Origin of the sequence: Caballeronia sp. LjRoot29 (genome assembly GCF_964252755.1) — a bacterium.
Lineage (GTDB): Bacteria > Pseudomonadota > Gammaproteobacteria > Burkholderiales > Burkholderiaceae > Caballeronia.
Genome location: NZ_CAXUPU020000011.1, coordinates 157,779 through 177,938, shown reverse-complemented (window position 1 = coordinate 177,938; position 20,160 = coordinate 157,779). Strand labels below are relative to the sequence as shown.

The window sequence follows — 20,160 nt, the reverse complement described above, 5'->3', positions numbered from 1 at the left end:
TAGGGTAGAGCGGTGAAAGCGTTTTCTTTGCTTCGTTTCTTTGTCGCTTTGGACAAAGAAATGACGCGCCGCCACGCGCAGTGGCTAATAGTGATAAAGAAAACAGCCAAGATATAACCCGCGAAGACCTAAAAAGCAGCAACCCGGCAAAGAACCCGACCGCCAACGCCAGAACCCGTGCATCCCCACCGCCCAAACCTCACCACTCTCTAAGCCCGCGGCAAAACCACCTTCCCTGGCAACTCACGATCATCCACCACGAGGTACTGCGGACCGTTCCTGTGCGAACGCATGCGCTGGCGAATCTCCTCCTCCGACGCATCGCCCGGCACTGCAATACACGAGTATTGGCCTTCGCGATTGACCCATTCGACAATTCTGCAGCACTCGCCCCAGGGCCGCGGCAGCGTTTCCGACACTCGGGCGCCCCGCAGCTTGATGACCTGTTGCGCAGCGCTCGCAGAGCCAGCCGAGAGTCCCTCGGCCACCACCCGATGGCCATCCCCACGCGCCGACGCCGCACCGCGTCCGAAGACCTTCAATAAGCCAGGCTGAACACTCGAAGCGGTTTGCATCTGTTCTCTCCAAAAATCGACAAAGACTCGACAAAGAAACGGCCAATAAATCGACAAGGAATCGGCAACTAAGTGAATCGGGTTCGAACGACCCCTTTGGCAGGATCGAATACTAGCCAGGCATCACGCACTGACAGTGAACAAAAGAAGGAGAAATCGTGGAGGTTGCACGGGAACGTCGCGCGAACCTGAGCCAGCACCCCCGTTTCCACTAGAATCCGCGAATGCACAGCGAAACACATAGCGAACCACTCGGCGCAAAAACAGGCCCGCCCATCGGCCCAACCCCGCGCCGCAGCTCGCGTAACATTTTGAAAGCACTTGGAAGCCACTCGCGTGCGCGCGCGGGCAAGATTCGCTTTGGCATTACGTGGAAGATGTTCCTTGCAGTGCTGATCGCCTGCCTGACAATCTCCCTCACAATGGGATACGCGCTGCGCCTCAGTTTCGAGAACGGTTTCCTGCACTACGTCCGCGCGCGCGACGCCGGACGCATGAACGCCGTCATGGCGAAGGTGACGGCCGAATACGCTGCTCACGGCAGCTGGAATTTCCTGCGCCAGCATCCCGAAGAATGGATCACACTGCTCGACGCCGCTCACGATCAGGCCCTCAGGCAGGAGATGGTCGAGGCGCAGACGAACAAGCCGCCGAGCTGGCGCACCTTTCCCGGCAGCGCCAGCGTCCAGCAAATGCTCGGGCCGCTGTCGGGCAACGAAGAACGCTCGCACTGGGGAATGCGCCTGCCCGCGCCCGCATTCGCCGACTCGGGCGTGGTGGCAAGCCGCGACCGTAACACCGGACATGACGTTGCGTTCGACGACCCTGCCTACGAACGGTCGCCACGCCCGCTGATGGGACGCGGAGGACGAGGCGCTCCGCAACCCGCCACGCTCTACGACGCCAACCATGAGCTGGTCGTGACGACCGACTCAGATCCGCCGCCCGACGCCGCCCTCAAGCCGGTGGTCTACAGCGGCAAAATAGTCGGCTGGGTCGCGGCCAACGCGCCCAACACACTCTCCGATGCCGCCGATATCGCGTTCCAGGCACAACAGGCGCGCGCGACCTGGGAGATCGCCGGGGTGGCCGTGATCCTGGCTGCATTGGTTGCCATGCTGCTCGCGCGGATCGTGCTGGCGCCGGTCAAGCGCCTGATGATCGCAACGCATCGGCTCGCGGGCGGCGACTACACGACGCGCGTAGCAGCCGGGCGTCGCGATGAACTGGACCGGCTTGCAGGCGACTTCAATGTGCTCGCGGATTCCTTGCAGCGCGCGGAACGCTCGCGCCGGGATTTCATCGCCGATATCTCGCATGAACTACGCACGCCTCTGGCAGTGTTGCGCGGTGAACTGGAAGCGATCGAGGACGGCGTGCATGCATTCGATCACCACTCGCTCGCCTCACTGCAGACCGAAGTCGCGATGCTGAACAAGTTGATCGAAGACCTGTACGAGTTATCGTTGAGCGATGTCGGCGCGTTGAGTTACCGGAAAGTGCCGGCGGATATCGGACAGTTGGTGCGTGCATCGGTCGAAGCCATGCGGGAATCATTCAGAGCGAAGCAAATCGCATTGAGCCTGACGCTGCCGGAATCCTCGGCGCAAAAGTCAGCGAACGACTCAACGGGCATGGTCTTCCAGGTCGACCCCGCGCGCTTTGTGCAACTGCTTAAAAACCTGTTGCTCAATTCATTGCGTTATACCGATCCTGGCGGAAGCGTATGCGTCTCGGTGACTGTTGGCCTTAACGGCTGGCAGCTCGATATCCAGGATTCCCTGCCCGGCGTGCCCGCCGAAGCGTTGCCGCATTTGTTCGAACGTTTATATCGAGTCGATGAATCACGCAGCCGCCAGAGCGGTGGCGCAGGCCTCGGCCTTGCACTGTGCCGCGCCATTGTGACCGCGCACGGCGGGACGACGATCGCCAGGCCGTCACCGCTTGGCGGCGTCTGGATCACAGCCCATTTTGAACCGGAAGGAGGCGTGGCATGAGTACCGAGCGACGCGGCGTTCGAATCCTGATCGTCGAGGACGAGCCGAAGCTGGCGGCGGTCATGGCGGACTATTTGCACATCGAAGGATTCGAAACAACATCAATCAGCGACGGTGCCGAGGTGATCCCGTTCATTCGCACCACCCCGCCCTCGCTAATGCTGCTCGACCTGATGCTGCCCGGGCGCAACGGCATGGATATATGCCGCGAGGTGCGGCAGTTCTCGACGATTCCGGTGATTATTCTGACGGCGCGCGTGGATGAAGCCGACCGTCTGCGCGGCCTGGAAATTGGCGCCGATGACTACGTCTGCAAGCCCTTCAGCCCACGCGAGGTCGTCGCGCGAGTGAAGGCCATTCTGCGACGCGCGGCGCCACCCATTGCAACCGCTGCGCCCGCGGCAACGGGCCTGGAAGTGGACCAGCAATTCCATAGCGCGCGGCTCGACGGCGAGGAGCTGAAGCTCACGCCGGTCGAGCTGCGCATGCTCGCGTTGCTGATGAAATCGCCGGGCAGGATCTTCCCGCGTGATTACTTGCTCAACCAGCTCTACGACGATCATCGGGTCGTGACAGACCGCACCATCGACAGTCACATCAAGAACCTGCGCCGCAAACTGCAGGTCGTGCGCCCCGATAGCGAGCCGATTGTTTCAGTCTACGGCGTAGGGTATCGGCTGGAACTTTAGCGAGCGTTCAAACGCCAGCGGGTTTGCTCCCTTCAATGAAGGCGCGAATGACTTCGCTGAAGTTGCGGTCCGCCGCCAGCCCCAGTTTTTCTCCTCGCGACGTGTCCCACGCCCCCGGCCAACTCCCGACAATCTTTTCGATCTTCGGGTCCGGTTGCCAGTCGATCAGCGCAGCCACGTCTTCGCCGGCCACGTCTTTCAGTGCATCGACCATTTCTGTCACGCTGACCGAAAGCCCCGGCAGGTTGACGACCGGCCATGTGCCGAGTTCGGCCTGTTCAAGCTCGCAACCGGCAATCAGCGATTCGATTGCCTGCTTCGGGGACAGCAGCCACAAACGTACGTCGCCACCGACCGGACACACCGCGCGTTCACCATTCAACGGCTCGCGAATGATGCCGCTTGCAAACGACGACGCCGCTGCATTCGGCCGTCCCGGACGCACGCTGATGGTCGGCAAGCGCAGCACCCGGCCATCAACAAACCCGCGTCGTGAGTAATCGCACAACAGCAACTCGGCGATGGCTTTTTGCGTTCCATACGATGACTTCGGATTCAACGCGGTATCGTCGCGTACGACCTCGGGCAAAGTGCCGCCATACACCGCGACGGAGCTTGTGAACAAGACGCGCGGCGCGTGTCCACGCGCACGGCATACATCGAGCAGCAGGCGCGATGCGTCCAGATTGATCCGCATGCCCAGTTCGAAATCCGCTTCCGCCTGCCCGCTCACGATCGCGGCAAGATGGAAGATCGCGTGCGTGTCAGCACTGATGCACCGCTCGAGCACGCTGCGACCCGCGATATCGCCGGTCTCGGCGCGCACGCGCTTGTCGCCCAGATCCGGCGGACGCACGACGTCGAGCAACGTAAGTCCGGTGATCGGTTGGCCCATTAGCGTCCCGCGTTCGAGAAGACGGCGCGCAAGCCGCTGTCCGAGAAAACCGGCGCCGCCGGTAATGAGAATATTCATGTTGCCCTCACGCACGTTGCAGATAAGGTTTGATCCAGCCGAGCCCGTCGGATGTCGCGGCTTTCGGCCTGTATTCACAACCGATCCAGCCGTCGTAGCCGAGTGAATCGATCAGGTCGAACAAGTACGGATAATTCAGTTCACCCAAGTCCGGTTCGTGCCGCTCAGGCACACCCGCGATCTGAATATGGCCGATGCCCGCATTCGGGCGTTTCATGTCGCGCCGAAGTTTGACCGCGAGGTCGCCCTCCACGATCTGGCAGTGGTAGCAATCAAATTGCACCTTGAGATTGGGCGCACCGATCTCCTCGCAAATCGCTTGCGCGTCGTCCTGGCGGTTGAGAAAAAAGCCAGGGATGTCCCGCGTATTAATCGGTTCGATAACGATCGTGATGCCAGCCCCGCGCGCAGCGTTTGCCGCCAGTTCGAGGTTCTTCAGATAAACCCCACGATGTTTCTCGCGCGATTGTTCGGGCGTGATCAGACCCGCCATCACGTGCAAGGTCTTGTTGCCGAGCGCGGCGGTGTACTCCAGCGCTTTATCGAGCGCACGCGCAAACTCGTTCTCACGCCCCGGCAACGAAGCGATCCCGCGCTCGCCCGCCGCCCAGTCGCCCGGCGGTGCGTTGAACAAGGCTTGCGTGAGGCCATGTTCGTCGAGCCGCGCCTTGATCTCGGCGGCGGCGAAGTCATAGGGGAACAGGAACTCCACGGCCTTGAAACCGTCTTTCGCAGCAGCAGCGAAACGATCGAGGAACGCGTGCTCGGTGTACATCATCGTGAGGTTGGCGGCAAAACGGGGCATAACATCGACTCCTTGTATGAGTTCAGCGATTCACGAGCTTGGCCGGCACAAGCCACGTGGCAACAGCACCAATCACAAGCATGCAGGCGAGAACGTACATGCCCGTCGCCGTGCTGTGCGTCAGGTCCTTCAGGTAACCAATCATGTAGGGGCTCGCAAAGCCGGCCAGATTGCCGATCGAATTGATCACCGCGATGCCGGCGGCCGCTGCGGCGCCCGACATGAAAGCGGTTGGCAAAGACCAGAACAACGGCGCACATGTCAGGACACCGGCGGCGGCAACGGAGAGCGCGATGATCGACACCACGGTGTTGCCGGCGAACGATGCCGCCACCGAGAAGCCAACTGCTGCAGCAAGCGCCGGTACGATCAGATGCCAGCGCCGTTCGCGCCGCTTGTCCGCGCTATGACCCAGCACGTTCATCACCACAATAGCCACCAGAAACGGAATGGCGCTCAGCAAGCCGATATTGAATGCGCCGCTCACGCCCGTGGACTTGATGAAGGTCGGCATCCAGAACGTGAGGCCGTATTGCCCGGTCACGAACGCGAAGTAAATCAACGACATCCACCACATGCGGCTGTCGGCGAATAGTGCTCGCAGCGAATGCTTGGTGCTGTCGCCGGCGTGCTGCGGCTGCGCGCTGATTTCATCTTCCAGCAAGCACTTTTCACGTTCACTGAGCCACTTCGCGCTGCGGATATTGTTGTCCAGATAGAGGATAGTCGCAATGCCGATCAACAGCGCCGGGACAGCCTCGATCAGGAACATCCACTGCCAGCCTTCGAAGTGGCGGCTGTCCGAGAACGTCTGCATGATCCACCCGGATAACGGATTACCGAAGATACCCGCCACCGGAATCGCCGACATGAACACGGCAACAATCTTCGCGCGCCGATGCGACGGAAACCAGTAGGTCAGGTACAGAATCACGCCGGGATAAAAACCTGCTTCAGCCAGTCCGAGCAGGAAACGCAGGACATAGAACTGCGTGGGAGTTTTCACGAACACGAAGAGCGCCGAGAGAATGCCCCAGGTGATCATGATCCGCGCAATCCAGATGCGCGCGCCAATCTTGTGCATCAGGATATTGCTTGGCAGTTCGAAAAGAAAATAGCCCAGAAAAAATACCCCCGCTCCAAGGCCGAATACAGTCTCGCTGAAGCCCAGATCCTGCGACATCTGCAGTTTCGCAAAGCCCACGTTCACGCGATCCAGATAGGCCACCACGTAACACAGCATGAGGAACGGCACGATGCGCCAGAACACCTTTGAATAGGTGCGGGAAAGTTCTTGATTGTCGTAGGCAGAAGCTACAGGCGTGCGCGGGCCGCCAGGCACCGCTTGGTCAGGGGTCATGCTCGTCTCCAGGAGGCAGTTTTTAGATCGTTGGGTCGGTTGATTCGGTGACTTCGATTTCGTACGCGCTACCAGCGGATGTTGAAGGTCTTGCGCAAATCTTCGATGGCCGCCTCGTCGAGCGGCTCAGGAAGCGGCGCGTTGGCCGATCGCGCGAGGAGCCAAAGCCGTGCGGTTTCCTCAAGCTCTTCCAGTGCGTACGACGCGTGGCTGACCGATTTTTCCCAGACGACAGGACCCAGCCGTTCCAGCAAAACGGCACGCACCTTGGACGCCAGCGCGGCGACCTGATCCGCGACAATGGGGTCGCCCGGACGCCGGTACGCGATCAACGGCACATGCCCGACTTTCATCACGTAGTACGGCGTGATGGGCGGCAATACGTCGTCACGCCGCCAGATACCCGCAAGCGTCAAAGCGACCAGATGCGTGGAGTGCGTATGGACAATGCCGTGCGTGTCGCCATTGTTCTCATAGACCTTTCGATGCAACGCCAATGTCTTCGATGGCTTACCACCCGACACATGATTACCCGCTGCATCGACTTTGGCGATATCTGCGGGATCGAGGCGGCCAAGGCAAGCGTCGGTCGGCGTGATCAGCCAGCCGTCGTCAAGCCGCGCGCTGATATTCCCGGCCGTACCCACCGTGTAACGGCGCTCATAAAGACTCGCGCCCGTCTCGCAGATTTCTTCGCGAATGCGGTTCTCGTTCGTCGCCATGGTTACGCGGCTCCATCGAGAGCGTTCAGTGCCTTCACGAAGAAATCCCTCGTGCCGAAATTGCCGGACTTCAACGCGAGCGCCAGCGGTTCTTCGCCAATGGATTGCGTCGCCGGCACACCCGGATCGATCTGGGCGCCAATCCGCAGCGACTTCACACCAAGCGCCTGCACGACCGCGCCAGACGTCTCGCCGCCGGCAATGACAAACTTGCGCACACCCATCTCGCGAAGCCCGCTTGCAATCGATGCCAATGCTTGTTCGACCAGATGCCCTGCTTGATCGACGCCCAATTCCTTCTGCACGGCTTTCACTTCGTCGGGTGTTGACGTAGCGTAGATCAGCACGGTTTCATCGCCGTGTTTCGCCGCGAATTCAACGGCTTTTTCGACGACAGGTTCACCGCGCGAGAGCGCAAGCGGATCGATTCGAAAACTCGGTTTGCTCGCGCGCCACTCCGCGACCTGCTCGTTGGTCGCCTTCGATGCGCTGCCGGCCAGCACGACCGATTTACCTTCGATCTTCGGCAAGTCCGACGCATGATCCGCTTGAGTCAGCAAGTTCGCCGCGCGGAAGTTATGCGGCAAGCCGAGCGCGATACCCGAGCCGCCCGTGATCAACTTGAGATCCGCGCAGGCTTCGCCCAGCACGTAAAGATCGGCGTCGGAAACGGCATCGGCAATCGCCATACGCACGCCTTCTTTGCGCAACACGGCGATCCGGTCGCGCACCGCTTGCGGCCCCTTGGCGATCACGTCATAAGCGATCAACCCGACCTTCGATTTCGTCTGGCGTTGCAGCACACGCGCGAGGTTAGGATCGGTCATGGGCGTCAGCGGATGGTTTTGCATGCCCGACTCACTCAGCAGCACATCGCCCACGAACAAGTTGCCGCGAAAGATCGTGCGGCCGTTCTCCGGAAACGCGGGACACGCGATGGTGAAGTCCTCGCCCAGCGCATCGAGCAGCGCATCGGCGACTGGGCCGATGTTGCCTTTATCGGTGGAATCGAAAGTCGAGCAGTACTTGAACAGGAACTGCCGGCAGCCTCGCGCGCGCAGCCATTCGAGCGCCGCCAGCGATTGCGCGACCGCTTCGTGCGCGGGGATGGTGCGCGATTTCAACGCGACGATCAGCGCGTCGGCTTCCAGGCCGGCTGTAGCCGTCGTATCCGATGCCGGAACGCCGATGGTCTGCACCGCGCGCATGCCGCCGCGCACAAGCATGTTGGCAAGATCGGTTGCGCCAGTGAAGTCGTCGGCAATGCAGCCAAGCAAGGCCTTGCTCATTATTTGGCTCCCTTCGGAATGTCGATGCCCGGGAAAATCTTGATCACCGCCGAGTCATCTTCGCCACCGTGGCCGGCCGTCGACGCCATCATGAACATCTGGTGCGCCGCGGCCGACAACGGCAACGGAAACTTTGATGCGCGCGCTGTATCGAGTACGAGGCCGAGATCCTTCACGAAGATATCGACGGCGGATAGCGGCGTGTAGTCACCTGCGAGAATGTGCGGCACGCGGTTCTCGAACATCCACGAGTTGCCCGCGCTATGCGTGATGACGTCGTAGAGCGCATCCGGGTCCACGCCTTCGCGAAGCCCAAGCGCCATGGCCTCGGCCGCCGCGGCAATGTGTACGCCCGCCAGAAGCTGGTTGATGATCTTCACCTTCGAGCCTGCGCCATGCTCGTCGCCCATGCGGTACACCTTGCCCGCAATCGCTTCGAGCACATCCTCGCAAGCTTCAAAGGCGGCTTCGGGACCGGAGGTCATCATCGTCATTTCGCCGGATGCAGCACGGGCCGCGCCACCGGACAGGGGCGCATCGAGCATATGCAGGCCGGCCGCTTCCACGCGCTTGCCGAGTTCGATGGCGAAGGCCGGTGACACCGTCGCACACGCCAGGACAACACCACCGGGTTTCATGGTGGAAACAGCGCCAGAATGAGTCTCGGAGCCGAACAGCACGGTCTCCGTTTGCGCCGCGTTGACAACCACGGTCACCACCACCTCGCACTGGCTACCCAGCTCGGCCGGCGTGGCACAGGTGATGCCGCCCTCGCCCGCGAATGCTTCGAGTACTTGAGCACGCACGTCGCAAGCATGAACCTTGAAGCCCGCGCGCAACAACGAACGCGCTACACCCAGACCCATTGCACCCAGGCCGATCACTCCTACGCTTCTGGACATTTCGTTATCCTTCGAATTAACGGGTCAGCAAATACCGGCTTCCGCGAGGCGGCGAGCGGCGTTGTAAAGATGGGTCTGTGCAGCGTTACGTGCGGCCATGGGGTCGCCTGCGCGAATGGCCGCTGCGATCCGCGCATGTTCCTCGCGGACCTGCCGCGAAAAGTCTTCCCGCAGTGCTTCGTTGCGACGCGTGACGAGCGTGCCGGCCTCGAGATACTGGTTCAGGAACGCAAGCGTGGTCAGGAAATACGGGTTGCCGGTGGCGCTGGCAATCGCCCGGTGGAACTCGACGTCTTCAGTGACACCGTCCTCGCCTTGCGCAACGGCGAGTTCAATCTGCGCCAGCTTCGCTTCGATCACGTCCATTTGCACGTCCGTGCGGCGCATGGCCGCCTCCGACGCAACTTCCGCCTCGATCGCACGGCGCAGCGCCAGGATCTGCACGACCGCGCCCGGTTCGACGGCTTGGGCGTAATCGATTCGCAGCGGCCTGATCCCCGCCCGTTCGACGATGAACACGCCGCTGCCCTGGCGCGGCTCGACCATGCCTTCGTTCTTCAGCCGCGAGATCGCCTCGCGGATAACCGTCCGGCTCACGCCGAACTCCTGGGCCAGCACGGCTTCCGTCGGCAACTTGCCGCTTTTGACGAAGCTGCCCTTTTCGATTTGCAACTGAAGCTGCTGCGCGACGGTATCGCTCAGGGCCCTGGCAGGAATCTTGTCGAACATGCAGCCCCTGATTTGTTAGGTGATGTGGTCATCATACAAATTTGCCAACTTGTTGAGATACTAGAGATAACCCTGAGAGCGCCTTGGGCGGGCGGCGATTTCATCCTTGCTATGCGATTCGATCGTAATTTTTCTCACATACGCATGAGAATTGTTCGTTTGGCTGTTTGGGGCCAATACACCTACGATGACAACATCCAGCGACCTCCGGTGTTGCTCATTCGTCGTTTTACGCCGCACTGAACCATCTCGCGCCAAAGCACGCATACGATGGCGCCGCGTCACGACTCCACTGCGCTCGACGCCCTCAAATGAATCCGATAAATATCGTCCAGTTGCTCGTCCTCGCCGCCTTGTGGGGAGGGTCGTTCCTCTTTATCCGCATCGGTGTCGCTGACTTTGGCGTCGCACCGTCGATGGCGCTGCGGGTCGGCATCGGCGCATTGTTCCTGCTGGCCGTGCTGCTCCTGCGCGGGTCCGCTCGCGCCTCCCTGCAGACCATGCGCACCCATGCATGGCCGCTTTTCGTGGTCGGCATCCTGAACTCGGCTGCACCGTTCTGCCTCTTCGCTTACGCGGAACTCACGTTATCGGCGGGCGTGACGTCGGTGATCAACGCAACCACGCCGCTGTGGGGCGCGATCGTTGCATTCCTGTGGCTGAAGGATCGCCTGACCGGGTTACGCATCGTCGGACTGGTGATTGGTTTTCTCGGCGTGGTCGCGCTGGTCTGGAATCAGATGGATATAGGGACGAGCACAGGGGTGCCTGTAACGCCGGCGACAACCGCGCTCGCGGCGGCGGCTGCGCTCGGCGCAACGCTGCTGTATGGGATCTCGGCAAGCTACACCAAACGCAATCTCACCGGCGTCAATTCCCTCGTCGTCGCCACCGGCACGATGACCGCAGCAACAGCCGTGCTGCTGCCGTTCGCGGTGGTCTGGTGGCCAGCTACGCCCATCTCGGCGCAATCCTGGGGAGCGGTAATCGCACTTGGCGTGGCGTGTACCGGCATCGCTTATATGCTGTTCTTCAGTCTCATTGCGGCAACCGGTCCGGCGCGCACGATCAGCGTCACGTTCGTCATCCCGATCTTCGGCATTCTCTGGGGCGCACTCTTCCTCTCGGAACAGGTGTCACCCGGAATGATCAAGGCATGTGCCACTATTCTGGTCGGGACGGCGCTGGCTACGGGTGTGATCAGGCGGCTGCCGGGCATGCGTCCGCGACGTGAGGCTCCTGTGAAGTAGCGTGTTCGGTGGCCCAAGCGCATCGCCCGATCATGCGTCCACGATCACCTCGAAACCACCGTAGATCAGGCGCTTGCCGTCGAAAGGCATCGGGTTCGTGTCGGGCTGCAATCTGGGATCGGCCATTACCGCTTCCATGCCTTTATCCCTCACCTGACGCGACGGCCACACGACCCACGAGAACACCACCGTCTCGTCGTCCTTGCATTTGACTGCCATTGGGAACGACGTCAGCTTCCCTTCGGGCACGTCGTCCCCCCAGCATTCGACTACCTTCAACGCGCCGTTCTCCTTGAAAACGGCCGCTGCCGCTTCAGCATGCTTCGTGTATGTCTCGCGATCTGTTGTCAGCACCGCGACGACAAACCCATCTACGTAAGTCATGACCGCTCTCCTTTCGATTTTCCGATGTCGATAATAAGGGGCACGAAGCAACATTTTTCGCATCGCCGCTCCATCCCCACGACGTACGGTGCGTTCGGGAATCGACTTGCCTTGCCAACTATTTTCTGAAGTGTCGCGATTGGTCGTGCGTAGAGATTCAGGCGGTGTTTGCCGAAGGACTTGCGGGTTTGCGCCGCTTTGCCGCTGGCGCTGGCGCCGGCCGACATGGTGGCGCGCAATAAACGCTGTCTGCGGCGCTCAAGCGCTCGCTTCGAATCACTTTGCGAAGACGGGAATCGTCAGGAACGGTCAAAACCCGCCAAAAACAGGGTATTTGTGAGCCGATGAAGCGACGCTCAATCTCTGATCAACGACGTGCCGCGTTAAAGTAGCGCTTTAGGCGAAAATAGGCAACTGCGAGGCCGATTCAATACCCGAACGTTTCGGCATCGAACACGTCCTGCGCAGTAAGAAAACGCCGTGACCTGCTTAATGCTTTTCCAAGCCTTTTGATGACCGACCTAAACGTGCGTACCCAAGAAACCACCAGTGACTGCCCCGTATGCGGCAATTTCCTGGCATCGGCTGGCGCAACATGTCCGCGATGTAAAACGAAACCAGCGGCCGTGAGCGCCGCCAAAGCAACGCCAAACGAAGTATTTTCCGACCGGTTCCATGAGGAGACGCTGCCGGCGGATTCGCGCTATCCGAGTGCGCCCGTACCGGAAACTTCTACGTTACTTGCACAAAGCCGTTCGAAAAGACGCATCAAATTTACCGGGGCTGCCCTTATCGTCCTGATTGCGATGATCGCGGGCGCTTCGTCCCTGTATTACGGCTCTGCTGACAATGACACGCTCCAAGAAGCGAAGTCCGCGAGCGGGCCGCCCGCTGAGAACAACGTGACCGCAGCCGCTCAACCGGCCAGCATCAACGCGCCACTCACTGCAAATAACGCGTCGATCGATGTGGCGAGAATCATCGATGCAGTGCGTTCGGCGATGGTGCGAGGCGAGCTGAACACGGCCCGCCAGCAGCTGACCCTGCTTCCTCCGGGTGCGGATCAACGAGCAGATGTCCAGCGAATCACCTTCGAACTGGCCCAGCGCGAACACGCGAGAGATTCGGCTGTGGGTCTAGCCCGGGCCTGCGAGAAAGCAGGCGATGTGCCGTGCGTCTTGCGATCCACCGGTGACGCGCTAGCGAGCGACGTAACCGATTCCGAAGCACGCGCAATGCTTCTTCGTGCCGTCACACAATCGGGCGCAAACCAGGTCACCGCCGTGAAGGTGAACCAACGGAGCGACGCTGCGAATTTGACGCATCGGCAACCGCTTGAAAAACGCAGGATCCGACGCAGTCCTCAGGTATTCGCGAACAACAACGAAATCTACGGCAAGCACTGATTCACGCCGCTGACTTACGCGTCGTCCAGTTCCGTCGACCGGGCGATGTCCTCCTGCGCATTCAACTCGGCAAGCCGTTTCGACAGCCCCGCGCGGACCCTGTCAAAGGCGCCGCTACCCAAGGTCAGCCGCAGCGGCGCGGGCGTGCGCTCGACGCTATCGAGCATCGCCTGGACCATCTTGAGCGGATCGCCTCTCAACGCGAACGAACCTGTTTCGATCGCGCGCCGGACATCGCCGGCGGGCGTGTTGTCGTAGATCGCCATGGGCGTCGATTTGACAATGCCCCCGCTGAAACTCGTTTTTGCCGGCCCCGGCTCGACAATCGTAAACTCGATTCCGAACGATGCAACTTCCGTGGCGACCGCCTCGACGAAGCCTTCAATTCCCCATTTCGTCGCGTGATACAAGCTGAAGTCCGGATACGTAATCTGTCCGCCTTCTGACGACACCTGCAGGATCCGGCCACCGCCTTGGGCGCGCAAATGCGGCAACACGGCGCGTATGACCTGGATCGAGCCGATAAGGTTAGTGTCGATCTGCTGCCGGATCTGCTCATCGCTCACTTCCTCCGCTGCGCCGACCAGTCCGTATCCGGCGTTGCTGACGACCACATCGATACGCCCCAACTCGGCAAAAGCCCTGCTGGTTGCTTGCCGGATGGCGTGGGTATCCGTCACATCCAGCGATGCCACCCAAAGGCGCTCGCCGAACCGTTCCTTCAAGTCGTCAAGGGCGCGCACCTTGCGTAACCTAGCGGCCACGCGGTCGCCGCGTGCCAATAAATTTTCAGCCAGCAAACGCCCGAAACCAGAAGAACCCCCGGTGATAAACCATGTTTGACTCATGTGAATTGTCCCCAAAAACCAACCGCGCCGCGAGATTGCCACGCGTCTTGAGGACCATGCTAGACCCGCTCTATTCCTGATACTATCCGCACGATATTGGATGCCTTGATGAAAATTAGCCATGAATGACCGGCCCGCCCTGAGCGACCTGACTGCACTGGCCGCGATCGTTACGCATCGCAGTTTTCGCAAAGCGGCGGATGAACTGGGGGTCTCGCCGTCCACGCTCAGTCACATGATGCGAACGCTCGAGTTGAAGATGGGCGTGCGGCTGCTGAATCGCACAACCCGCAGCGTCTCTCCGACTGAGGCCGGCGAACGCCTCGTCGCCCGTCTACAACCGGTGCTAAAGGAACTCGACCTTGCGCTGGAAGAAGTCGATTCAGTGCGTAGCCGCCCCAGCGGATCACTTCGTATCAATGCCAGTGAGCCGGCGGCGAGGCTGCTCATGCAATCAGTTGTCCCAACCTTTCTTGCGCGTTATCCGGACATGTCGGTCGACCTGGTAACGGAAGGCCGGCTGATCGATATTGTGGCTGGCGGTTTCGATGCCGGCGTAAGACTCGGCGAATCATTGCCGCAGGACATGATCGCCGTGCGCTTCGGTGGCCCGGTGCGTTTTCTCGCGGTTGCATCGCCCGCCTATCTCGCGGGGCGAACGCCGCCACTCGTACCGGACGATCTCAAGGATCACGCCTGCATTCGCGTTCGCCTGCCAAGCGGCAAGCTTTATCGATGGGAATTCGCGAAGCACGGCCAGGAGTTGACGGTCGATGTGCCGGGTTCGCTCACCCTCGACCATATCGGGTTGACGATCGAGGCGGCAGCGGACGGATTGGGGATTGCGTACGTGCCGGACCATTCCGCTCAGCCGCTTATCAAGGCAGGCAAATTGGTGACGGTGCTGGACGATTGGTGCCCGTCCATTCCCGGATTATTTCTCTATTATCCCGGGCACCGTCATGTGCCTTCAGGGCTAAAAGCGTTTGTCGATATGTTGCGTGAGATGCCGTGAGCAGGTTCGCACCTGGGATTGATCAAAGAACGCCGACCGCGCGACGCAACCGTTGAGCTTCCGCCAACGTCTCATCAAGTTTCCCTCGGCTTACGGAGCGCGTTGTTGCTTCGTGCGGTAGGATGCGAAGCACGCAAACACGCTGTCAGTACCGGCGCCATAGCGGGAACATTCGCGGCACCTTACGGCCGCATTCTCCAATTGCTCATCAGCCATCCCGCATGACTGCCCTTTCGACATCGTCCAATCGCCACCGTGTTTCATGCATCATTTGCGCATTCAACGAAGGTCCGCGGATCGGCGCTGTGCTGGCCGTTGCAACGGTGCATCCGCTGCTGGCCGAGGTTATCGTGGTCGACGACGGCTCGACCGACAACACCGCTGACATCGTCAGGCGCTTCCCTTCTGTCAGGCTGATCACGTGTCCGGTGAACCGCGGTAAAAGCGCAGCGATGGCCATCGGCATTGCCTCTGCCCAGAATGAATTGCTGATGCTGCTCGATGCGGACCTCAAGGGGCTCGCGAGCGAACACATCACGGCGCTCGCCGCGCCCGTCCTAAGCGGCGCTGCGAACGTCAGCCTGAGCCTGCGACAGAACAGCTTACTGCTGTTCCGCGCGATCGGCCTGGATTTTGTTTCGGGTGAGCGCATGGTCAGGAAAGAACTGCTAAGCGAGGCGCTCAAGGAAATTCATGGCTTGCCGCGCTTTGGCATCGAAGTGTTCATGAACCGCTTGATCATTGAACGCCGGCTCTCAATTGCAGTCACTCACTGGCCGAAAGTGACGCAGGCGCGCAAGACCGAAAAGCTCGGCTACTGGGCTGGCATCCGCGCGGAATGGCGCATGATTGCCGACTTGTTGAAAGTCACTTATCCGCTGGCGCTGCTGTCACAGACATGTCATCTTTTTTCGTTAAGGGTCGATCATGCCGGGCACGCACCGTTCTTTGTCAGGATCAGAAGCCCACGCGATAACGCGGCTTAAGCTGCCTTCGAAGCGTCAGTCAGGAGCCGGTGCAGATGTCGCCGTGCGTCGACGCCACGCAAGCGTAGCGAAGCCGATAGCGCCCAGTATCAGCGGGCAGTAGAGCGTTGCGAAGCGCCAGAGAATCAGGGCGGTCGCCATGGCCGCTCGCGGGACCCAGGCCACGAATGCGGCTGCAAGCGCTAGATCGCCTCCGCCCCCGCCAGCGGGTACGCCCGTCCAGAGCGCCGCGTGCAAGACCACCGCCTGCACCGCGAGAACGAATCCAAGCGGCAATCGATATCCGAGTTCCAGCAAGATGAACCATAGGGCGCTATAGCGAAGCAGCCACTGCAAGGTGGTCAGCAGCAACAGCGCGACAAGCCGGTTACGAGGCCCTGTGATAAGTAGCCGCCACTGCTCGTGCACGCTGTGGCGAAACTTGTCCCAACGAGTCCGCCGGGCCCTCAGCCATGGAACAAGCTGGCCCGTCGCCCCAAGTGCATGCGCAAGGTAGCGGCGGCACATCCAAAGGGCGCCTATCAGAATGACTAGCCCTGCCAGCGTGGCGGCAACGGCGGACAAACTCACGCTCGGGAGCAAATGAGCCAACGGGCCGATGGAGAGCAAAAGCGCGATTGGAATAGCCACGCCAAAGAACGTCAGGTCGAGCGCCTGGTCTGCACCCACTACCGTGGTGGCGATGGCCCACGAAGCTCCGGCGCGCTGCAGCATGCCGATATTGACCCCATACCCCGCGGCTCCCAGTGGCGACACCAGGAACGCGAAATCGGTCACGAGCGTAATCGCAAACGTGCGCATGAATGGCACGCGCAAGCCTAGCGTTGTTTGCATCAGTTGCAGTTTGCCGGCCTTCGCCAACGCGCTGACGACGGCGCTTGCAGCCAGCACAATGAACACTTCTGCCGGGACAGTGCGAAGACCGGCCACAAGGTCGTGCGAGCCTAATATAAAAGGCACGCCCATTGAGAGCCCGACCCCGAGTAAAGCAAGCAGGGTCACAACATTACGTGCGTGGGTACGCGTCACAAGCACCGCCTGTGCAATTGCCGATGAGGATTGAGAGTAGAGAGAATCGACATCGACGAGTCGGCTCGCGCTGATGGCGCGATCGGATTTTCCACTGCAACTTGCAAGGTGGGAGGCCGAAAAATAGGCATGCGGCTGGATGGTCCTTAAAGCAACGTGGTTCGCTGTGTAGTTGCGGCAGAAGCAACCCGAAAGCAATCCGATGTCCGATACAACTTAGCCGCCGGTTGCGGTCGCACCCTCATTCTCCAACACAATAATGTCAAACACGCTGCGATTCGTTTCGACAAACGAAGCAACGCCCCTCAACAAGTCGATGCGTTCTGCGCAAGGTCAATTGCCCGCGGTCGCGTGATACGGCGCTGAACCTGCTGCGATCCACTTCTCGTGCAACGGCTTAGCTTGCGGCGCAGGAACGTTCTCTGCTCGAAGCCCCTGCGTCACATTACGGTCGTCTGATCCGCGTAGCTTCATAAGACTCCCCGGTCGACGAAGATTATGTTTTCACGCGAGTACGGCAGAGCCACTTTTAGCGCGCACCCACGTGTCAAGTGCCCATTTTTAGTTAAGTGCCGAGTGCGAAAAATTATATTTTTGACCGATGAATGATGGGACTAAAGTTATCGAAGGGTGGTTATCAATGAAAGGAGATGCAATGGTCTTTTATCACCATGGTGCAGCAATTCAGCCTTCGGTAACGAGACTAGGCAACACGTTCCTGGCGCGCGTTTCCATCCTGGAAGAGGACGGTGAAGCGACCTCGCTTGGCAACCTTGGTCAGTTCGCCAATCGTGACTGTGCCTTTGAGTTTGCTGTGCGCAGTGCGACTGCGTTCATCGATGGCGAGCCTTTGCCGCGGTCGCCGTTTGAGCAACAGCAGGCCATTTGAACAGAGAGGCGATCGCTCGGGTTTCGCTTGGGCGTTAGCGTCGCCCAGTAAGACGTCACGCGCACAAGGCGCACAGGATCGACAAACGATCTGGGCAAAACCCACGATGATGGGTTCTGCCCAGCACAATCGATTAAACCAGCACCGTCCACACGTTATTGCATCGACAAGGAGCCTGCGTCGCCTTTGATCCTCAATACGGCCGCCTGAGCCGGAAGCGCCAGATTTTGCTCAGCGAGACTAGCCTTAAGCACGGTGGCCTGGTTCTCAGTTCCCTGATCAAAGTCGGCATCGAGTTCGCTGATGCGGCGGTTGTACCAGTTGACCACGCAGACCTTGTCCTTGCAGTTGTGCTGACGCCACTGCCATTGCTTGACCCGGTCGTCCTCGAAAGCTGCCGTGTCAGGCGTGACGTCCTTCGCGCGCTTGTAGGAGATCGCCAGCTTGTCGTCGAGCGATGACAGCTCGGGATCATTGCACACCAACTTCTCCGAGCTTGAGACTCGCTTGCCGCAATGGAAGCTCGCGGCCTGAGCCGTCGCGGAGAAGCCACCGCCCAGCATGAGTGACGCCAGTAACGCCAGCGCGGTTTTCCCGGCGGCACGCCTCACGTCAAACCGTTTCGATTCCAATTTTCCTGACTTGGTCATTCCTGCCCCCGTTGATTCATCGTTGAAGTTGCGTTGACGTTGCATGCATCGTCAAGCCGATGATCCTAGGTTTCAGGCAAGCGAACCCATCGAATAGGAGGCGACCTTCTCAAGGCCTTACTTAATATTTCACTCGACGGCGCTCAAGCAAAATCGCGACTGGCGAGAGGAACTATCCGTCACGCCGATTGTTTGAAAGCTCCTTCAATTGCGCGATCAACGTATCGGGAATATCAACACCTTCCTGTTCCGACGCATCGGCGAGACGTTCTCTCCGATAACCCGGAAGCCGGACGTCATCATCCAGAAGCATCATTTCAATCAGCGTTTCCACGCGCGAAAGATAGGTATCGTCGCCGGCCAGTGCGCCCGGATCGATCGCCCAAAATAAATGGCCAATGCGCGAACGCTCGCCCTCCTCGGTCAGGAACGAACCGGCTTCGTAACCGAAGTTCGCGCCGGTCAGCGCCGCCGCGAGCAACTCGACGACCAACGCCAGCATCGCGCCCTTCGCTCCGCCGAATGGCAGCATCATGCCGTCGAGGGCAGCACGCGCGTCGGTCGTCGGCTGGCCGTCGCGGGTGGTCGCCCAGCCTTCCGGAATCGGCTTGCCGTCACGCGCGGCAATGGCAACCTTGCCGCGTGCAATTTGCGAGAGCGCCAGGTCGATCACGAGCGGTTCCGACTGTCGGCGCGGGAAGACGGCGGCAATGGGATTAGTGCCGAAGAGCGCGCGCCGGCCGCCCCACGCGGGCATGGCCGCGGGCGAGTTGCTGAACGCCAGGCCAACCATGCCCGCTGTGCCGAGCGCCTGCAGATGCGCCGCGCCGACGCCGAAGTGATGGCTGCGCCTGACACCCGCCATCGCGCTGCCGAACTGCCGCGCGCGTTCGATCAACGCGCTGATGGCGAGATCGCAGGCGGGATAAGCGAGTCCGTCCGCGCCGTCGACCAGCACGGCCGCGCCGCGATCCGAGACGATGCCCGGCTGCGCCAACGGATCGACGCGGCCATTCCTGAGTTGCGCGCAATACATCGGCAGGCGCGACACGCCGTGCGACGACAACCCGCGCACGTCAGCATAAACAAGCGCGCGTGCCGTCGATTGTGCGGTCGCGGGCAATGCGCCGGCGGCAAGCAGCGAGTCGACAGCAAGCGCGCTCAGCGCGTCGGGAAGCAGTCGGGACATCGGTCATTCCTTTTAAGTTATGGATTTGAAGCTGCAAGCGCGGCTGCGATGCGTATTGCAAGGAACGTGCAACCGCATTTAAAAAATGCGTGCCTTAAGCTGCGGCACGCAATTGATCTGCGATTCCGTCAGGAAATTTGCTTGAGGATGGCGTCCATGAGACCCGGGAACCTGCTGTCGAGCTCGGCAAGCCGCAACGTGTTCTGATGAACCTTGCCGGCCACGCGGGTCTGCACGAGACCCGCCTCGCGCAAGATGCGAAAGTGGTGCGACATGCTCGATTTAGGGCGGCCGCCGTCGAGCTCTCCGCAGGTGGCCTCCGTGACAAGCGACAAATGCCGCACGATGTCGAGCCGTACCGGGTCGCTCAAGGCGTTGAAAAGCCGCTGGAGGGTAAAGTCCTCGGGGCCAGGATGGTCATAGTTGCGCATGCAGCAGATGGTACCGGTTTCTGTGATAATCGATAGTTCGAT

The 20,160-nt window shown here is 60.4% G+C and carries 21 protein-coding genes; 7 read left to right on the top strand and 14 right to left on the bottom strand.

Features of this window, described 5'->3' with window-relative positions; all coding sequences use genetic code 11:
* Nucleotides 1-209: 209 nt before the first annotated feature.
* Nucleotides 210-575: a DUF2866 domain-containing protein gene (locus tag ACSQ83_RS15295; protein WP_436228724.1), complete on the bottom strand. Its 366-nt coding sequence runs from the start codon at nt 573-575 to the stop codon at nt 210-212.
* Nucleotides 576-886: 311 nt separating this feature from the next.
* On the opposite strand from ACSQ83_RS15295, the gene ACSQ83_RS15290 reads away from it, so the two are divergent.
* Both ACSQ83_RS15290 and ACSQ83_RS15285 read left to right on the top strand, forming a co-directional pair.
* Entirely contained in the window at nt 887-2,572 is a 1,686-nt protein-coding gene (locus ACSQ83_RS15290; protein WP_436228723.1) for an ATP-binding protein, read from the top strand.
* Nucleotides 2,569-3,261 (top strand): response regulator, encoded by a 693-nt coding sequence (locus ACSQ83_RS15285; RefSeq protein WP_436228722.1) that lies wholly within the window; start codon nt 2,569-2,571, stop codon nt 3,259-3,261. The genes ACSQ83_RS15290 and ACSQ83_RS15285 overlap by 4 nt, the downstream gene beginning before the upstream one ends.
* A gap of 7 nt (nt 3,262-3,268) precedes the next feature.
* On the opposite strand, the gene denD is transcribed toward ACSQ83_RS15285, so the two are convergent.
* From denD to ACSQ83_RS15250, 7 genes are all read right to left on the bottom strand, one after another.
* Nucleotides 3,269-4,234 (bottom strand): D-erythronate dehydrogenase, encoded by a 966-nt coding sequence (denD, locus tag ACSQ83_RS15280; protein WP_436228721.1) that lies wholly within the window; start codon nt 4,232-4,234, stop codon nt 3,269-3,271.
* A 7-nt stretch (nt 4,235-4,241) separates the two neighbouring features.
* Nucleotides 4,242-5,039, bottom strand: coding sequence for a 2-oxo-tetronate isomerase (gene otnI, locus ACSQ83_RS15275; protein WP_436228720.1), 798 nt, complete (start codon nt 5,037-5,039; stop codon nt 4,242-4,244).
* Between the two features lie 22 nt (nt 5,040-5,061).
* Nucleotides 5,062-6,399: an MFS transporter gene (locus ACSQ83_RS15270; RefSeq protein ID WP_414948626.1), complete on the bottom strand. Its 1,338-nt coding sequence runs from the start codon at nt 6,397-6,399 to the stop codon at nt 5,062-5,064.
* A 68-nt stretch (nt 6,400-6,467) separates the two neighbouring features.
* The gene (gene otnC, locus ACSQ83_RS15265) at nt 6,468-7,121 is read right to left on the bottom strand and encodes a 3-oxo-tetronate 4-phosphate decarboxylase (RefSeq protein WP_436228719.1); all 654 of its coding nucleotides are present in this window, start codon (nt 7,119-7,121) and stop codon (nt 6,468-6,470) included.
* Between the two features lie 2 nt (nt 7,122-7,123).
* The gene (otnK, locus tag ACSQ83_RS15260; RefSeq protein WP_436228718.1) at nt 7,124-8,410 is read right to left on the bottom strand and encodes a 3-oxo-tetronate kinase; all 1,287 of its coding nucleotides are present in this window, start codon (nt 8,408-8,410) and stop codon (nt 7,124-7,126) included.
* Nucleotides 8,410-9,312, bottom strand: a complete 903-nt coding sequence (ltnD, locus tag ACSQ83_RS15255; protein ID WP_436228717.1) for an L-threonate dehydrogenase — start codon at nt 9,310-9,312, stop codon at nt 8,410-8,412. The genes otnK and ltnD overlap by 1 nt, the downstream gene beginning before the upstream one ends.
* Nucleotides 9,313-9,336: 24 nt before the next feature.
* Nucleotides 9,337-10,041 (bottom strand): FadR/GntR family transcriptional regulator, encoded by a 705-nt coding sequence (locus ACSQ83_RS15250; RefSeq protein ID WP_436228716.1) that lies wholly within the window; start codon nt 10,039-10,041, stop codon nt 9,337-9,339.
* Nucleotides 10,042-10,352: 311 nt separating this feature from the next.
* On the opposite strand from ACSQ83_RS15250, the gene ACSQ83_RS15245 reads away from it, so the two are divergent.
* Nucleotides 10,353-11,291: a DMT family transporter gene (locus tag ACSQ83_RS15245; RefSeq protein WP_436228715.1), complete on the top strand. Its 939-nt coding sequence runs from the start codon at nt 10,353-10,355 to the stop codon at nt 11,289-11,291.
* Nucleotides 11,292-11,321: 30 nt separating this feature from the next.
* Here ACSQ83_RS15245 and ACSQ83_RS15240 read toward each other — a convergent pair whose 3' ends face one another.
* Nucleotides 11,322-11,675 (bottom strand): DUF1428 domain-containing protein, encoded by a 354-nt coding sequence (locus ACSQ83_RS15240; protein ID WP_436228714.1) that lies wholly within the window; start codon nt 11,673-11,675, stop codon nt 11,322-11,324.
* A gap of 626 nt (nt 11,676-12,301) precedes the next feature.
* Between ACSQ83_RS15240 and ACSQ83_RS15235 the strand changes: the two genes are divergently transcribed.
* Nucleotides 12,302-13,081 (top strand): hypothetical protein, encoded by a 780-nt coding sequence (locus ACSQ83_RS15235; RefSeq protein ID WP_436228713.1) that lies wholly within the window; start codon nt 12,302-12,304, stop codon nt 13,079-13,081.
* 14 nt (nt 13,082-13,095) lie between these two features.
* On the opposite strand, the gene ACSQ83_RS15230 is transcribed toward ACSQ83_RS15235, so the two are convergent.
* The gene (locus tag ACSQ83_RS15230; protein ID WP_436228712.1) at nt 13,096-13,929 is read right to left on the bottom strand and encodes an SDR family oxidoreductase; all 834 of its coding nucleotides are present in this window, start codon (nt 13,927-13,929) and stop codon (nt 13,096-13,098) included.
* 121 nt (nt 13,930-14,050) lie between these two features.
* Between ACSQ83_RS15230 and ACSQ83_RS15225 the strand changes: the two genes are divergently transcribed.
* Together ACSQ83_RS15225 and ACSQ83_RS15220 are read left to right on the top strand one after the other, a co-directional pair.
* Nucleotides 14,051-14,944: a LysR family transcriptional regulator gene (locus ACSQ83_RS15225; protein WP_436228711.1), complete on the top strand. Its 894-nt coding sequence runs from the start codon at nt 14,051-14,053 to the stop codon at nt 14,942-14,944.
* A 221-nt stretch (nt 14,945-15,165) separates the two neighbouring features.
* Nucleotides 15,166-15,930, top strand: a complete 765-nt coding sequence (locus ACSQ83_RS15220; RefSeq protein ID WP_436228710.1) for a glycosyltransferase family 2 protein — start codon at nt 15,166-15,168, stop codon at nt 15,928-15,930.
* A 15-nt stretch (nt 15,931-15,945) separates the two neighbouring features.
* Here ACSQ83_RS15220 and ACSQ83_RS15215 read toward each other — a convergent pair whose 3' ends face one another.
* Nucleotides 15,946-16,959, bottom strand: coding sequence for a lysylphosphatidylglycerol synthase transmembrane domain-containing protein (locus ACSQ83_RS15215; RefSeq protein WP_436228709.1), 1,014 nt, complete (start codon nt 16,957-16,959; stop codon nt 15,946-15,948).
* A gap of 655 nt (nt 16,960-17,614) precedes the next feature.
* On the opposite strand from ACSQ83_RS15215, the gene ACSQ83_RS15210 reads away from it, so the two are divergent.
* Nucleotides 17,615-17,848, top strand: coding sequence for a hypothetical protein (locus ACSQ83_RS15210; protein WP_436228708.1), 234 nt, complete (start codon nt 17,615-17,617; stop codon nt 17,846-17,848).
* A gap of 155 nt (nt 17,849-18,003) precedes the next feature.
* Here the strand turns inward: ACSQ83_RS15210 and ACSQ83_RS15205 are convergent, their stop codons facing one another.
* The 3 genes from ACSQ83_RS15205 to ACSQ83_RS15195 all read right to left on the bottom strand — a co-directional run bounded on the left by ACSQ83_RS15205 (nt 18,004) and on the right by ACSQ83_RS15195 (nt 20,118).
* Nucleotides 18,004-18,498, bottom strand: a complete 495-nt coding sequence (locus ACSQ83_RS15205) for a lysozyme inhibitor LprI family protein (protein WP_436228707.1) — start codon at nt 18,496-18,498, stop codon at nt 18,004-18,006.
* A 172-nt stretch (nt 18,499-18,670) separates the two neighbouring features.
* Nucleotides 18,671-19,687 carry an Ldh family oxidoreductase gene (locus tag ACSQ83_RS15200; protein WP_436228706.1) on the bottom strand — a complete coding sequence of 339 codons (1,017 nt, stop codon included), beginning with the start codon at nt 19,685-19,687 and terminating at the stop codon, nt 18,671-18,673.
* Nucleotides 19,688-19,815: 128 nt separating this feature from the next.
* On the bottom strand, nt 19,816-20,118 hold the full coding sequence (locus ACSQ83_RS15195) for an ArsR/SmtB family transcription factor (RefSeq protein ID WP_414948610.1): 303 nt from the start codon (nt 20,116-20,118) through the stop codon (nt 19,816-19,818).
* Nucleotides 20,119-20,160 lie beyond the last annotated feature (42 nt).